This window comes from Streptomyces sp. NPDC028368, from assembly GCF_055565615.1.
Genome location: NZ_JBVHTY010000010.1, coordinates 167579 through 181625 on the forward strand (window position 1 = coordinate 167579; position 14047 = coordinate 181625).

Annotated in this window: 11 protein-coding genes and 1 tRNA gene; 5 read left to right on the plus strand and 7 right to left on the minus strand. The window is 71.6% G+C overall.

All coding sequences use genetic code 11. From position 1 onward, the window contains the following. The first annotated feature begins 98 nt into the window (after window positions 1-98). From tmk to ACZ4S3_RS23680, 4 genes are all read left to right on the plus strand, one after another. Window positions 99-3296 carry a dTMP kinase gene (gene tmk / locus ACZ4S3_RS23665; RefSeq protein ID WP_467937286.1) on the plus strand — a complete coding sequence of 1066 codons (3198 nt, stop codon included), beginning with the start codon at window positions 99-101 and terminating at the stop codon, window positions 3294-3296. A gap of 200 nt (window positions 3297-3496) precedes the next feature. After that, the gene (locus ACZ4S3_RS23670; protein WP_467937288.1) at window positions 3497-4747 is read left to right on the plus strand and encodes a DNA polymerase III subunit delta'; all 1251 of its coding nucleotides are present in this window, start codon (window positions 3497-3499) and stop codon (window positions 4745-4747) included. Between the two features lie 253 nt (window positions 4748-5000). Then, window positions 5001-6599, plus strand: coding sequence for an alpha/beta hydrolase (locus ACZ4S3_RS23675; RefSeq protein WP_467937290.1), 1599 nt, complete (start codon window positions 5001-5003; stop codon window positions 6597-6599). A gap of 81 nt (window positions 6600-6680) precedes the next feature. Further along, window positions 6681-6754 (plus strand) — tRNA-Thr (locus ACZ4S3_RS23680). A 117-nt stretch (window positions 6755-6871) separates the two neighbouring features. Here the strand turns inward: ACZ4S3_RS23680 and ACZ4S3_RS23685 are convergent. The 4 genes from ACZ4S3_RS23685 to ACZ4S3_RS23700 form a co-directional block, all read right to left on the minus strand. After that, window positions 6872-7180, minus strand: coding sequence for a VapC50 family PIN domain-containing toxin (locus ACZ4S3_RS23685; RefSeq protein ID WP_467937292.1), 309 nt, complete (start codon window positions 7178-7180; stop codon window positions 6872-6874). Between the two features lie 251 nt (window positions 7181-7431). Beyond that, window positions 7432-7887: a helix-turn-helix domain-containing protein gene (locus tag ACZ4S3_RS23690; protein ID WP_467937294.1), complete on the minus strand. Its 456-nt coding sequence runs from the start codon at window positions 7885-7887 to the stop codon at window positions 7432-7434. Between the two features lie 451 nt (window positions 7888-8338). Beyond that, on the minus strand, window positions 8339-8743 hold the full coding sequence (locus ACZ4S3_RS23695) for a hypothetical protein (RefSeq protein WP_467937295.1): 405 nt from the start codon (window positions 8741-8743) through the stop codon (window positions 8339-8341). Next, window positions 8740-9834 carry a helix-turn-helix domain-containing protein gene (locus tag ACZ4S3_RS23700; RefSeq protein ID WP_467937297.1) on the minus strand — a complete coding sequence of 365 codons (1095 nt, stop codon included), beginning with the start codon at window positions 9832-9834 and terminating at the stop codon, window positions 8740-8742. Before ACZ4S3_RS23700 ends, ACZ4S3_RS23695 begins: the two co-directional genes overlap by 4 nt. A gap of 190 nt (window positions 9835-10024) precedes the next feature. On the opposite strand from ACZ4S3_RS23700, the gene ACZ4S3_RS23705 reads away from it, so the two are divergent. After that, window positions 10025-10393: a cupin domain-containing protein gene (locus ACZ4S3_RS23705; RefSeq protein WP_467937299.1), complete on the plus strand. Its 369-nt coding sequence runs from the start codon at window positions 10025-10027 to the stop codon at window positions 10391-10393. Between the two features lie 51 nt (window positions 10394-10444). Here the strand turns inward: ACZ4S3_RS23705 and ACZ4S3_RS23710 are convergent, their stop codons facing one another. The 3 genes from ACZ4S3_RS23710 to ACZ4S3_RS23720 form a co-directional block, all read right to left on the minus strand. Beyond that, window positions 10445-12472, minus strand: a complete 2028-nt coding sequence (locus ACZ4S3_RS23710) for an anthranilate synthase family protein (protein WP_467937300.1) — start codon at window positions 12470-12472, stop codon at window positions 10445-10447. A 17-nt stretch (window positions 12473-12489) separates the two neighbouring features. Then, complete coding sequence (locus ACZ4S3_RS23715) at window positions 12490-13155, minus strand: isochorismatase family protein (protein WP_467937301.1); 666 nt, start codon at window positions 13153-13155, stop codon at window positions 12490-12492. 71 nt (window positions 13156-13226) lie between these two features. Then, window positions 13227-13997, minus strand: a complete 771-nt coding sequence (locus tag ACZ4S3_RS23720; RefSeq protein ID WP_467937303.1) for a 2,3-dihydro-2,3-dihydroxybenzoate dehydrogenase — start codon at window positions 13995-13997, stop codon at window positions 13227-13229. Between the last annotated feature and the right edge of the window lie 50 nt (window positions 13998-14047).

Below are 14047 nucleotides of genomic sequence, written 5' to 3' on the forward strand. Positions count from 1 at the left end.
CGGGACAAGGGCGGGCAAGACGGACTCCGGTCCGTCGGGCCCGCCTCTTTGTTCGGGCGGGCGCCCGGTCGTGTGGACCGTCCCGATAGGCTGGCAGGATGACGCGTGCCGAGCAGCCAACGGTCGTGACCCCCACTTCAGGCGCCCTAGCCGCGGATTCCCGCGAGCGCGCGGTGCGAGCCCTGCTCCGCTTCCCTCCGCTGAAGCGACTGTGGAGCGCCCAGTTTGTCGGGGGCATCGGCGATGCCCTGTCCATGTTTGTCCTGGTACTCCTCGCCCTGCAGGCGGCGCTGTACGTACCGGTGGGCGGCGAGGCCGTCTTCGGCGGTGGTTATCGCGGCGCCGCCCTCGCGGTCACCGCGGCCTTCGCGGCCCGGATGCTCGCCACCCTGCTCTTCGGAGCCGTCCTGCTGGGCCCGCTGTCGGCCCTGACCTCACCATCCGGGCCGCTCGACCGGCGCTGGACGATGATCGGCGCGGACGGACTGCGGCTGGCGCTGCTGGTCATCGCGCCGCTGTGGATCGACTGGACACCGTCGGACGCGCTCGCCTGGCTGCTGGTCACGGTCTTCGTCACCGGCGTCGCCGAGCGCTTCTGGACCGTCGCGCGGGAGAGCGCGGCGCCCGCCCTGCTGCCCGCGCCTCCCCCGGAGGGCGCCGCCGTCCGGCCGCTGCCCGACAGCATGGACGCGCTGCGCCGCCTCTCGCTGCGCACCGGCTTCATCGCGCTGCCGATCGCGGCCGCCGCCCTGGTGGTCGTCACCCTCATCAGCAAGCTGCTGGGCACCGGCATCGACTGGTTCCACCTCCACCAGGCGGCCCTGGGCTCCTATGTGGCGGCCGGTCTGTTCGCCGCCTCCGTATCGATCCTCTACTTCATCGAGCTCCCCGGTTCCCAGACACCGCGGCCGCGCTCCCCTCTGGAGGGACTGCGCCGTCCCAGGACGGCCGCGTCGGGCGTCGACAAGGGCCGTACGGGCGCGATCCCGCTGCTGGTGCTCGCCTGCGCCGCCGTGGCCGCCGCGATCGCCGCGGCCGTCTCGCTGGCCGTCCTGCACGCCTTCGACCTGAACGGCGGGCCGGCCACCTTCGCGCTCCTGGTGCTCGTGCTGACCGGCGGTACGGCCGCCGGGATCCGCGGTGCTCACAAGGTGCTGCCCGCCTTCCCCCGGCGCCGGCTGCTCGCCCTGGCGGTGGCCGTCACCGGGCTCGCGCTGCTCGCCATGGGGCTGGTCCCGGACGCGACGACGGTGCTGCTGCTGGGGCTGCTCGCCGGAGTCGGTGCGGGGGTCGCGGCCAACACCGGCCATGTCCTGCTGGAGCAGGAGGTCGAGGAGTTCCGTGCGGCGCGTACGACCGAGCATCTGCACGCCGTCGTACGCCTCACGGTCGCGCTGGCCGCCATCGTCGCGCCGGGGCTGGCCGCGGTCATCGGCCCGCACCGCTTCGACAACGGCACCTTCGAGCTCGCGCACGGCGGCGCCGCCTTCACGCTGATGCTGGTCGGCGCGCTGCTGCTGCCGGTGGCCGCCTGGGTGCTGGGCAAGGTCGACGACCGGCACGGCGTACCGCTGCGGCGCGATCTGCGCGAGGCGCTGCGCGGCGGCGACCCGGACCAGAAGCCCGCCACCACCGGCTTCTTCATCGCCCTCGAGGGCGGCGACGGCGCCGGGAAGTCCACCCAGGTCGAGGCGCTGGCCGACTGGATCCGCGGCAAGGGCCACGAGGTCGTGGTGACCCGTGAGCCGGGCGCCACCGCCATCGGCAAGCGGCTGCGCTCGATCATCCTGGACGTGTCCACGTCCGGGCTCTCGGACCGGGCCGAGGCGCTGATGTTCGCCGCCGACCGCGCCGAGCACGTCGACAGCGTGATCCGGCCCGCCCTGGAACGCGGCGCCATCGTCATCACCGACCGCTACATCGACTCCTCCGTCGCCTACCAGGGCGCCGGGCGCAACCTGGCCCCCACGGAGATCGCCCGCATCTCGCGCTGGGCCACCGACGGCCTCGTACCGCATCTGACCGTCCTCCTGGACGTCTCTCCGGAGACCGCCCGCGAGCGCTTCACCGAGGCGCCGGACCGGCTGGAGTCCGAGCCCGCCGCATTCCATGAGCGGGTACGGGCCGGATTCCTGACCCTGGCCGCCGCCGACCCGGCCCGCTATCTGGTCGTCGACGCCGGACAGGAGCCGGAGGCCGTCACCACGGTCGTACGGCACCGCCTCGACCAGGTCCTTCCGCTGTCCGAATCCGAGGCCAAGGCCCAGGCGGAGGCGCGCAAGGCGGCCGAGGAGGAGGCCCGCCGCAGGGCCGAGGAAGAGGCCGCGCGCAAGGCGGAGGAGGCGCGGCTCGAGCGCGAGCGCAACGAGCAGCTCGCCAAGCTGCGCGCCGAGGAAGCGGAGCGCAAGCGTCAGGAGGAAGAGGCGGCCAGGGCCCGCGAGGCCGCCCGCCAGGCGGAAGAGGCGCGGCAGCGCGCCGAGGAGGCCCGCCAGGCGGCGGAGGCGGAGCGACAGCGCCGCGAGGCCGAGGAGCAGATCCGCCAGGCCGAGCAGGAGCGGCTGCGCCGGCGTGCCGAGGAGGAGGCGAAGCTGCGCCGGGAGGCCGACGAGCGCCGCCTGGAGAAGCAGCGCAAGGCCGAGGAGGCCCTGCTCCGCGCCGAACAGGCGCGGGTCGCGGCTGCGGAAGCGGCGGCCGCGGCGGAGGCCAGGGCGGCGGCGGAGGCGGCAGAGGCGGCCGATGCGCCGACCGCGGAGACGCCGGTGGCGGATCTGCGGAAGCGGGTCGTGGAGAGCGGCGGAACGGGCTCTTCCGCGGCTCCCGGCGGCGACAGCGAGCGTACGGAGTCGCTGCCACGGCCCGAGGCGTCGCAGGGCGCGACGGACGAGACGGCGGTGCTGCCGCAGTACGGCGGGCAGCACGCCGGGCAGCACGGCGCCGGTCCGCAGGGGCCGGACGCCGAGGAGACCAGCGTGCTGCCCGCCGTACGGGACGACGGGGGCGCCCCCGCCGACCGGGTGCCGCCGTGGATGTTCCGCAAGGAGGACCCGGACGACGCGGCGCGGCAGCAGTCCGCTCCCGCCGAGTCGGGCACCGAGCGCACCCGCGAACTCCCGCAGATCGACCCGGCCACCGGCCACCCCGTGGAGCCGCCGCAGCGCAGCCGCCCCCGCCCGGAATGGGCGGAGGAGACCCCGCTGGACGATCTGCCGACGCTGGCCGATGAACTCCTCGGCCCGCGCTCCGACGAGGACGCCGACGACCGCCGTGGCCAGGGACGGCGGGGGGACCGCGGCTGAGCCCGCACCTCGTAGGACACCGGCCGTGGCCGCAGCGGACATGCTGCGGCCACGGCCGTTTTCTGCGGTACGGGCGGGCGCGCTGTGGTGGCATCCGGCGCGCTCGCGACCGGCTCCCCGATCCATTTGTCAGTGGGTTGCACCACAATGGGTCAAAGCAACGGGCAAGAGCACGAACGGACGGAACGGCGGGCAGCGCGATGGCGGTATGGGACGACGTGGTCGGCCAGGACCGGGTGACGGAGCAGCTCGCCGCGGCCGCGCGCGACGCGGACGCCATCGTGACCGTCGACGTCGCCGCGGGCAGGGCCGCCGCGGCCCCGCTCGGTGGACCGGCGCCCACCGGGCAGCGCGGTGCCTCCCAGATGACGCACGCATGGCTGTTCACGGGCCCGCCCGGATCCGGCCGGTCGACCGCCGCCCGCGCGTTCGCCGCCGCGCTGCAGTGCGTCAGCCCCGACCGCGCGCTCGGCGGCGCACCCGGTTGCGGCTTCTGCGACGGCTGCCACACCGCCCTGGTCGGCACGCACGCCGACGTCGAGATCGTCCGTACGGACCTGCTGTCCATCGGCGTCAAGGAAACCCGCGCCCTGGTCCGCCGCGCCTCTCTCTCGCCCGCCGGCGGGCGCTGGCAGGTGATCGTCCTGGAGGACGCCGACCGCCTCACCGAAGGCGCCGGCAACGTCCTCCTCAAGGCCGTCGAGGAGCCCGCGCCCCGTACGGTCTGGCTGCTGTGCGCCCCCTCCGTCGAGGACGTTCTGCCCACCATCCGCTCGCGCTGCCGCCACCTCACCCTGAGTACGCCGCCGGTCGACGCCGTCGCCGATGTACTGGTCCGCCGCGACGGCATCGAGCCGGAGACCGCCGCCCGCGCCGCCCGCGCCACCCAGGGCCACATCGGCCGCGCCCGCCGCCTCGCCACCGACGAGCGCGCCCGTGCCCGCCGTGCCGCCGTCCTCAAACTGCCCCTCCGCATCGATGACATCGGCGGCTGCCTCAAGGCCGCCCAGGAGCTGATCGACGCCGCGGGCGAGGATGCCAAGCAGGTCGCCGAGGACGTCGATGCCAAGGAGACCGAGGAGCTGCGCGCCGCGCTCGGCGCCGCGGCCGGGACCGGCGGGCGGATGCCCCGCGGCACGGCCGGCGCCATGAAGGAGCTCCAGGACAAACAGAAGCGCCGCTCCACCCGCACCCAGCGCGACAGCCTCGACCTGGCCCTGGTCGACCTCACCGGCTTCTACCGCGATGTCCTCGCCCTCCAGGTGGGCGCCTCCGTCCCCCTGGCCAACGACGAGGTCCGCGACAGCATCCAGCGCATCGCCACCACCTCGACCCCCGAGCGCACCCTGCGCCGCATAGAAGCCGTCATCGCCTGCCGCGGCGCCCTGGACCGCAATGTGGCCCCGCTGCTCGCCGTGGAAGCGATGACCGTCGCCCTCCGAGCCGGCTGACCACACCGGCCGTCGGCCCTCCGTCCACCCCGGAGAGGAGCCGCCCACCACCCGCCCGAGTTCCCCGCTCTGCGCCACCTCGCCCGCGGCCGGGAGGCACATACCGTGCCAACCCGGATACGCTCCGTTCAGGGCCGCAACCGCGACGCCGTCGCCACCGCCCCTGCCGACCGTCGCCACCGCCGCCAACGGTGCGTACGCCGCCTACGCCGCCTCGCCGCATCAGGGACCGAGACCGAGGGATCGATCGCCCATGGCCACAAGCCGCCTGTCCCGCACCACCGCCGCCGTCTTCGCGGCCGCCGCCCTGCTGATCTCCGGCTGCTCGTCGGGAGGCCCGGCCGCCCCCGATACGGCGGCATCCCCGGGCCGCGCGAACGACGCCGGCGCCGAGCGCACCACCCCCGACGACGGCTCGTCCGTGCTCCAGCCCCTCCCGACCGCCATCCCGGCCGCCCTCCGCGCGTACTACGACCAGAAGCTCAGCTGGCACGCATGCGGCGTATCCGGCTTCGACTGCGCGACGATGAAGGTGCCCCTGGAATACGGCAGCCCCGGCGCCGGCGACATCAAGCTCGCGGTGGCCCGCAAGAAGGCCACCGGCCCCGGCAGCCGACTCGGCTCCCTCATGGTCAACCCGGGCGGCCCCGGCGGATCGGCGATCAGCTACCTCCAGCAGTACGCGCCCCAGCCCGCAGCCGTTCGCGCGCGCTACGACATGGTGGCCATGGACCCGCGCGGCGTGGCCCGCAGCGCACCGGTCGAATGCCTCTCCAACAAGCAGATGGACCGCTACACCCAGACCGACCAGACCCCGGACTCCGCCGCCGAGGTCAACAAGCTCACCACCGCCTACCGCGACTTCGCCAAGGGCTGCGAGGCCCGCTCCGGCAAGCTGCTCCGGCATGTCTCCACGATCGAGGCAGCCCGCGACATGGATGTGCTGCGCGCCGTCCTGGGTGACAAGCAGCTGACCTATGTGGGCGCCTCCTACGGCACCTTCCTCGGCGCGACGTACGCCGGCCTCTACCCCACCCGCGTCGGCCGCCTGGTCCTCGACGGCGCCATGGACCCGGCGCTCGACTCCCGCACCATCAACATCAACCAGACCGCCGGCTTCAACACCGCCTTCACCGCCTTCGCCGAGGACTGCGTCAAGCGGAAGGGCTGCCCCCTGGGCAACAAGAACACAGAGGACGCCGGCCGTCAGCTCTCCGCCCTCTTCAAGCGGCTCGACGCCCACCCGGCCGAGACCGGCGAGGCCCGCAAGCTCACCGAGTCCCTCGCCACCACGGGCGTGATCGCCGCGATGTACGACGAACAGGCCTGGCCCACCCTGCGTCAGTACCTCGCCCAGGCCAAGAACGGCAACGGCCGCGGCCTGCTCACCCTCTCGGACAGCTACTACGAGCGCGAGCCCGACGGCCACTACTCCAACCAGATGTACGCCAACCCGGCCGTCAACTGCCTTGACCTCCCGCCCGCCTTCACCACCCCCGACCAGGTCCGCACCGCCCTCCCCGCCTTCCGCAAGGCCTCCCCGGTCTTCGGCGACTCCTTCGCCTGGTCCTCCCTGAACTGCGCCTACTGGCCCGTCAAGCCCACCGGCAACGCCCACCGCATCGAGGCCAAGGGCGCCGCCCCCGTCGTCGTCGTAGGCACCACCCGCGACCCCGCCACCCCCTACACCTGGGCCAAGAGCCTCGCCGGCCAGCTCTCCAGCGCCACCCTCCTGACCTACGACGGCGACGGCCACACCGCCTACGGCCGCGGCAGCGACTGCATCGACACCGCCATCAACACCTACCTCCTCGACGGCACCACCCCGCCCAAGGGCAAGCGCTGCACCTGACCACCTCCCCGTCCCCCTGACCAGCCGCTAAACCGGTGACGAAGCACCCCCTGGCACTGTGTAGACTGGGCCGCGCACCACGCCGCCTTAGCTCAGTTGGCCAGAGCAACGCACTCGTAATGCGTAGGTCTCGGGTTCGAATCCCGAAGGCGGCTCTGTAGAAGCCTCAGGACTCACTCGCCGTGACCTGGGGCTTTTGCTATTTGGGTCACGTGGAAGCACCTTCCTGAGGATCGCGGGGGTGCTTCTGCGTGAGCGCCGGGGGCGCGCCATCAGCCGGCGCGGAGAGCGGCGGCCGACTCTACGAGGCCGTCTCGCTCAAGCCGATCGAGGACGTCACTCGCAGCACCGGGCGGCTTTCGCCAGGAGTCGGCGATCTGCTGGACGGCTGCGAAGACTCGCTGACGATCCAGGTCGATCTGGGCCAAGACGAAGTCGTCTGCGCTAACAGCTTCGACGTTCCACGCTGTGAGGGTCTCTTGGGGGAAGTCCTTGAGGTTGTTGGTGACGATGAGTTGAGCCCGGGACTTGACGGCGGCAGCGAGCACGTGGCGGTCGTCAGCGTCTGGCAGTTCGAGCACCGCCTCCAGGGGCTCGTAGTCCTTTGACGAGGCAGTCCCGGACGGCGCGCATCATCAACTCCCGCGTGCGGGCCAGTTTCGTTGGATCAAGCTCAGGCCTGTTGGCTTGGAGGTTCCGGAACACTTCGTCCAGGATCCGATCAGTCCACTTCGCCTGAACGAGCCCGGCCTGGGCTATCCGGATCAGCAGGTCGCGCAGTGTGCTCGGGTACAGAACGCAGGCGTCGTAGACGACGATGAACGCCACGGGATCAGATCAGCCCCATCTCCTGGTTCAGGGCCGTGAGTTCGTCTGCAGCCGCCCGGCGCTTCTGGTCGTCCTGGCGCTGGTACTCAATCAGCGACTGTGCCTTGATTCGGCGGTGTGTGCCGACCTTCCGGTAGTCGATCTCACCAGCCTCCAGCAACCCGATCAGGAATGGCCGCGACACGTTCAGCATGTCGGCGGCCTGCTGTGTGGTCAGCTCCGCGTGCTCGGGAACGATGGAGACGGTGCGACCTGCTGCCATGTGACTCAGGACTGTCGCCAGGAGCTCCACTGCCTCACGGGGCACTTCAAGATCCGGTTCTCCGTCTTCGATCCTGAACCGGATCCGATCGGCGTGCGGTGAGCGGGCGAGAGATCGCTTCACCGGCTTCAGCGCGCGGGCCGCGAAGTCAGCGTTCGCCCCGACTGGGGGAGTGGGCCGAGCGGTCGAGGTGCTCATGATGTGACCGGTCCCTTCGTGTGGCGACATGGGCTCGCGAAGGCGAACCTATTCGCATTATCCGCAGTAACCGAAATAATCGCAACAGCATCACCCAGGTGTGGCGTGAGTCCCGACGCCGCACACCGTCGTGGCGACCCTCTGCGCGAGGCGATCCGTCACCTGCATCACTACAAGGCCGACTCTCCTTCCGTGTCCCGAACTGCGGCTCGCCGCGTGAGCGCTGCGTGAGCGGACGGGGTGGCACAGGGCGGATTGGGCGGCATGCGGGGGCCGGGCCGCACCTTGCTGACCTGGGGAAACAGGATTCGGTGGCACGGCCCGGCACCAGGCGGGATGATCTTGTGGGGCCTCGTAATGCGTAGGTCTCGGGTTCGAATCCCGAAGGCGGCTCAGTGGGAAAAGCCAGGTCAGATGTCGTCTGACCTGGCTTTTCTGTTGGCTGGGGGCGTCACTGAGGTGGGTAGGTGGTGCTGGCGAGGATGGGGCGGGCTCGGCCGGTCTTCGGGCATGTCCAGGAAGGGATGCCGTTCACTACTTCGGCGACTGCCGGGTGTGGGTGGCCTGGGCAGGGTGGGGCCGGAGTGCCGGAGGTGTTTTCCAGCACGCTCACCTGCAGCCGATCGGCCAGCAGGGCCACGGCTTCGGCCTCGTCCATGGTGTGGTCCAGATGTACGGCGACCGAGGAGCCGTCACGGTAGGTGAGGGTGACGATGACCGCGGCGTCAGTCGAGAGCGGTTGCTCGCCTGGACCGGGCGTCGACAGGTCGAGTGTGTGGCCGGCGGGGTCGCCGAGCTGGTGCAGGATCGCCTCCGCCCACTCTCGAACCGATGCGGTGCTCAGATTCGGATTCATGGCTGCTCCGCCATTTTCTTGGCCTTGGTCTTGGCCTTGGTCGCCCCAAGTGGGGCTGCCGGGCCGGGCGAAGACGCCCCCGGGCCGAAACGCCGACGGTACGCCGACGGGCTGAGGCCCGTTTCGCGGCGCAGGAGGGCGCGCAGGTTGGCGGCGGTGCCGAGGCCGCTGCGTTGGGCGACCACGTCGAGGCGGTCCTCGCCGCGTTCGATGAGGCGGCAGGCGAGGGCGATGCGTTCACCGGTGAGCCAGGCCAGGGGGGTGGTGCCGAGCTGGGCGCGGAAGCGGCGGTGCAGGGTGGCCTGGCTGACGGCCGCGCGGTCGGCGAGACCGGCGATGGTGAGGGGGTCGGCCAGTCGTGCCTGGGCCCAGGCGAGGAGGGGGGCCAGGGAGGTGTCCGGGATGTCGGGGACGGGGCGTTCGATGAACTGGCGCTGGCCGCCGTCCCGGTGGGCGGCGAAGACGAGGCGGCGGCTCACGGAGTTGGCGATCTCGGCGCCGTGATCGCGGCGGACGAGATGCAGTCCGAGGTCGAGGGCGGCCGCGCTGCCCGCCGCGGTCAGGATGTCGCCGTCATCGACGAACAGCACGTCGGGTTCGAGGTGTACGGAGGGGAAGCGGTCGCGGAAGGAGTCCGCCCACTGCCAATGGGCGGTGGCCCGGCGGCCGTCCAGGACCCCGGCCTCGGCGAGGGTGAAGGCGCCGCTGCAGAAGCCGACCAGGCGGGCCCCGCGCGCATGCGCCCGCCGGACGGCGTCCAGCACGGCTGGGCGCCGCGGGACTTCGGTGTCCGGCCGGTTCGGCACGATCAGGGTGTCGGCGGTGTCGGCCAGATCGTCGATGTCGGCCACGCCGGTGAGGGTGAAGAAGCCGTCGCGCATCAGGGTGCGGGGCTCGGGGGAGCAGAGCGCGAAGGAGTAGAGGGGGTGGTCGCGGCCCAGTTCGGGGCGCTGGAGGCCGAATATCTCGGTGGCGCAGCCGAGTTCGAACGGGTTGGAGTTCTCGTCGACGATCACGACGACCCGGTGCGGGCGGTGCGCGCGGTGCGCGGGGTGCGCGGGGTGCGCGGGGTGCGAGGAATCTTGCGGCATGTGCGATTTCTAGCACTCGCGGGGGTGGGGAAGTGCGGTCGAGGATGAGTGGGTGAGCAATCGACCTGTGAGTAATCGATCCGTGAGTAATCGATCCGTGAGTAATCGGCCCGTGAGTAGTGAAGTCGTGGGCGGTGGGCCTGGGAGCGGGGGGCCCGATAGTGGCGAACCGGTTTCTCTGGGCGGGGCGTTGGCCTCCTTTGATGTGCTGTGGAGCCCGCGCATCGTCACCCGCGTCAATGACTACGACGTGCGGATCGCCAAGGTGAAGGGGGAGTACATCTGGCATGTGCACGAGGGCACCGATGAGTTCTTTCTGGTAGTCGACGGCGAGCTGCACATCGGGCTTCGCGATGCCGACGGCGAGCGTTCGGTGACGCTGCCGGCCGGCTCGGTTTTCACCGTCCCGCGGGGCACCGAGCACAAGCCGTACTCGCCGGACGGCGCCTCGATCATGCTGTTCGAGCCCACCGGGACGCTGACCGTGGGCGATCGGCATGACGAGGTGCCGGATTACGTGGATGCGACCACGGGGCACTCGTTGGATACGGGGCGATAGGGCGATAGGGGGACAGGGGGCGTTAGGTGGTGTTGTGGGGCGTCGCGTCTTTTACGCGCGGAGGGAGGCTTCCTCCGGTACGCCCTGGTGCGTGCCGTGCCGCGGGGCGGGGACGGTCTGGAGGTTCGTCTCGGACGGCAGGATCCGTTTCAGGACGTCGGCGAAGATGCGGACGCCGTGCGAGGTGAGCAGGGACTCGGCGTGGAACTGGAGCGAGGCGAAGTGCGGGCCGAGCAGGGCGTGCACCTCGGTCGATGACGGGTCGCGGCTGACCTGGACCGGGCCGAAGTCGGCGTGGTGGAAGCGGTCGGTGTCGCTGTGGGCGGCGAAGGAGTTGTAGAAGCCGACGTTCTCGTGGGCGCCGAAGAGGTCGATCGGACGCTGCACGCCCTGGTTCGGGATGTCCCGGCGGGCGATGGTGAGGCCCAGTTCGATGCTGAGGACCTGGTGGCTCAGGCATACGGCGAGGAACGGGCGTCGGGCGGAGAGCAGGGTGCGGGCCGCTGCCTTGAGGTGGGCGATCTTGGGGTGGCCGGCGTCGGTGGGATTGCCGGGGCCCGGACCGAGGACGACCAGGTCGTAGGCGTCGAAGCGGTAGTCCTCGTCGTAGCGCTGGACGGTCACCAGCAGTCCCAGCGAACGGAGTTGGTGCTCCAGCATCGAGGTGAAGGTGTCCTCGGCATCGACGATCAGCACCCGGCGGCCGGACAGCGCCAGGTCCGACCAGGCGGCGACCGGGGCCTGGCCGCGCCAGAAACCGGCGACGGCCGCATTGCGCGCCTCGAGGGCGGCGCGGACGCGGGGGTGGCCGGCCAGGGACGGCGGGGTGGGGGCGGCATCCGGTGCGGCGGTCTGGGACGGCGGGGCGGGGGCCGGGGTGGATTCCAGTGCGGCGCGCAGGCCGGCCACCTTGGCCCGGGTCTCGGCGACTTCGGAGGCCGGGTCGGAATGGCGGACCAGCGTGGCGCCGACGCCGATCGTCAGCCGGCCGGTGCGGTCGATGTCGGCGGTACGGATGAGGATGGCCGAGTCGAGGGTGCGGCGGCGCTGTGCGTCCCGGCCGATCAGGGCGATGACGCCGCTGTAGTAACCGCGGCCCTTTGGCTCGTACTTGCTGATGACCCGGCAGGCGTTCTCCAGCGGACTGCCGGTGACGGTGGGGGCGAACAGCGTCTCAAGGAGGATCTCGCGGGGATCGCGGCTGCTGCGGCCCTCGATGAAATAGCCGGTGTGCGAGAGCCGGGCCATCTCCTTGAGGTACGGGCCGACCACCTTGACGTCGGCGTCGCAGATCCGCGTCATCATCTTCAGCTCTTCGTCGACGACCATGTAGAGCTCGTCGGTTTCCTTGCGGTCGGCGAGGAAACCGAGCAGGTCGGGGAGGTTCGGGCCGGACGGCGGATGGCGGTAGGTGCCGCTGATGGGGTTCATCGTGGCGACGCCGTCCCGCAGGCTGAGGTGCCGCTCGGGGGTGGCGCCGATGAACGTACGGTCGCCGGTGTGCACGAGGAACGTCCAGTAGGCGCCCGATTCGCGTTCCACCAGCCGGCGGAAGAATTCCAGCGCGGAGCCGGGACCGTAGTCGGTGATCTCCGCGGTGAAGGAGCGCTTGAGGACGAAGTTGGCGCCCTCGCCCTGCCCTATTTCGTCGCGCACGATGCGGCGTACGAGGTCGGCGTAGGTGTCGTCGTCGACGTCGAAGCGCTCGCCGGTGACGGTGAGGCCGGCCCGGGGGATGCGCTGCAGGGCCTCGGCGAGCGGCACGGTGTCCTGGCCGGTGATGGTCATGGCGATCAGCGGGGAGCCGTCGTCGGCGCAGGTGAAGCCGCGTTCGGCGAGTTGGCGGTAGGGGACGAGGACGAGGGTGTCGTGGCGGGGGGTGGCGTCGGCGGGCCCGGCAGACCCGGTGGACCCGGCGTTCTCGGGCAGGGGGAGGTCGGCGAGGGTGTCGGGGGTGGAGACCTCGCCGAGGAGGACCTCGAGTGTTCCGGGGCCGGATGCCTCCGGGCGGTGCAGCAGGGCGAAGGCGGGCGGCTGCGGGGCCAGCACCGAGTCGAGCAGGCCGGGGGCGGGGGCCATGAGGGGCTCCTTCGTGGTCATGCGGTGGCCCTGTCCCGTACGGACGTGCCGAGCTGGGTGAGCAGATGGGAGGTCAGGCCGACCACGGCACAGCGCTGAGCCGCGTACTCGATGGCCATCCGGTGGTGCTCCCGGGAGAAGTCGGCCACCGCATCCGCCACCAGGAAGGGCTGGATGTCGTGGGTGAAGGCCTCGACGGCGGTCATCAGGACGCCGACATGGGCGTACACCCCGCAGATGATCAGCTGGTCGCGCCCCTGTTCCCGCATCCGGGCGAGCAGATCGGAGCGGAAAAAGGCGCTGTAGCGCCACTTGGTGAACTGCCAGTCGTCCGGTGCCGGCGTCAGCTGCGGTACGACCTGGCGGTCGGCCGGGTCCACCCGCATTCCCGGGCCCCAGAAGTCCTTGAGCAGACCGCGCTGTTCGTCGGTCATGCCGCCGGGCTGTGCGGTGTAGCCGACGGGGACACCGAGGTCCGCGCAGCGGGTGCGGAGTGCGGCGATGTTGTCCACGAGGTCCTGGCGGAGCGTCCCGTCGGCGGGAAGCGGGCGGAGGAAGTACCGCTGCATGTCGTGGATGAGCAGCACCGCGCGGGCCGGGTCGGCGGCCCAGGGCGCGGTGTTGGCGGGCAGGTCGGCCGCGGTCGGCAACGGGTAGGGCTGGATCTCGGGGATGCCTGGCATGGTGCACCTCTGCTGGATTCGCGTATCGAGATGTGGGGGCCAGGCAGCTAGGGGGTGTCCTAGCTGCCTGGCTAGCTGCCGAGGGTGGCGCCGCCGTCGACGGTGAGGGTGTGCAGGGTGATGTGCGCGGCCCGGTCGGAGAGCAGGAAGAGGACGGCGTCGGCGATGTCCGACGGGGTGGCCACCTTCCGCAGCGGGATGCCCGCCTTGTAGGCGTCGGGGGAGCCGTCGATGGTCGTGCGCAGGCCGGTTTCGTCGTGCCACATCGAGCGGAGCATGGGGGTGTCGGTGGAGCCGGGCGCCACGATGTTGCAGCGGATGCCGTGCCGGGCCACCTCGAGGCCGAGGCATTTGGTGAACATCGTCGCCGCGGCCTTGGACGCCGAGTAGGCGGCCATCTCCGTACGGGCGGTGCCGGCGGCGTTGGAGGCCACGGTGACCAGGGCGCCGTGCGCGCGGGCCGTCATCCTGCGGACCACCGCCTGTGACATGAGGAAGACGCCCGTCGCATTGACGGCGAGGGTGGTGTCCCAGTCCTGTGCGCTCAGTTCGGTGACGGCGCCGAGGCGCAGGACGCCCGCGGTGTTGACCAGGTGGTCGAGCGGGCCCAGCCGGAGTTCCACCGCGTCCACCACGGACTCGACCTCCGCGGCCGAGGTGACATCGGCGGGGAAGGAATGCACATCGAGGCCGTCCGCGGCCAGCTTCTCGGTGGTCTCGCGCAGCCGCTCGGCGTCCCGGTCCACGGCCGCCACCGTCGCTCCTTGCGCGGCGAGCGCACCGGCCACCGCGGCACCGATGCCGCCTGCCGCGCCGGTCACCAGGGCTGTTGTGCCTTCCATTGATCGCATCTCCTTCGCATCGGGGTGACGACGTCCGGGACGGGTACGGC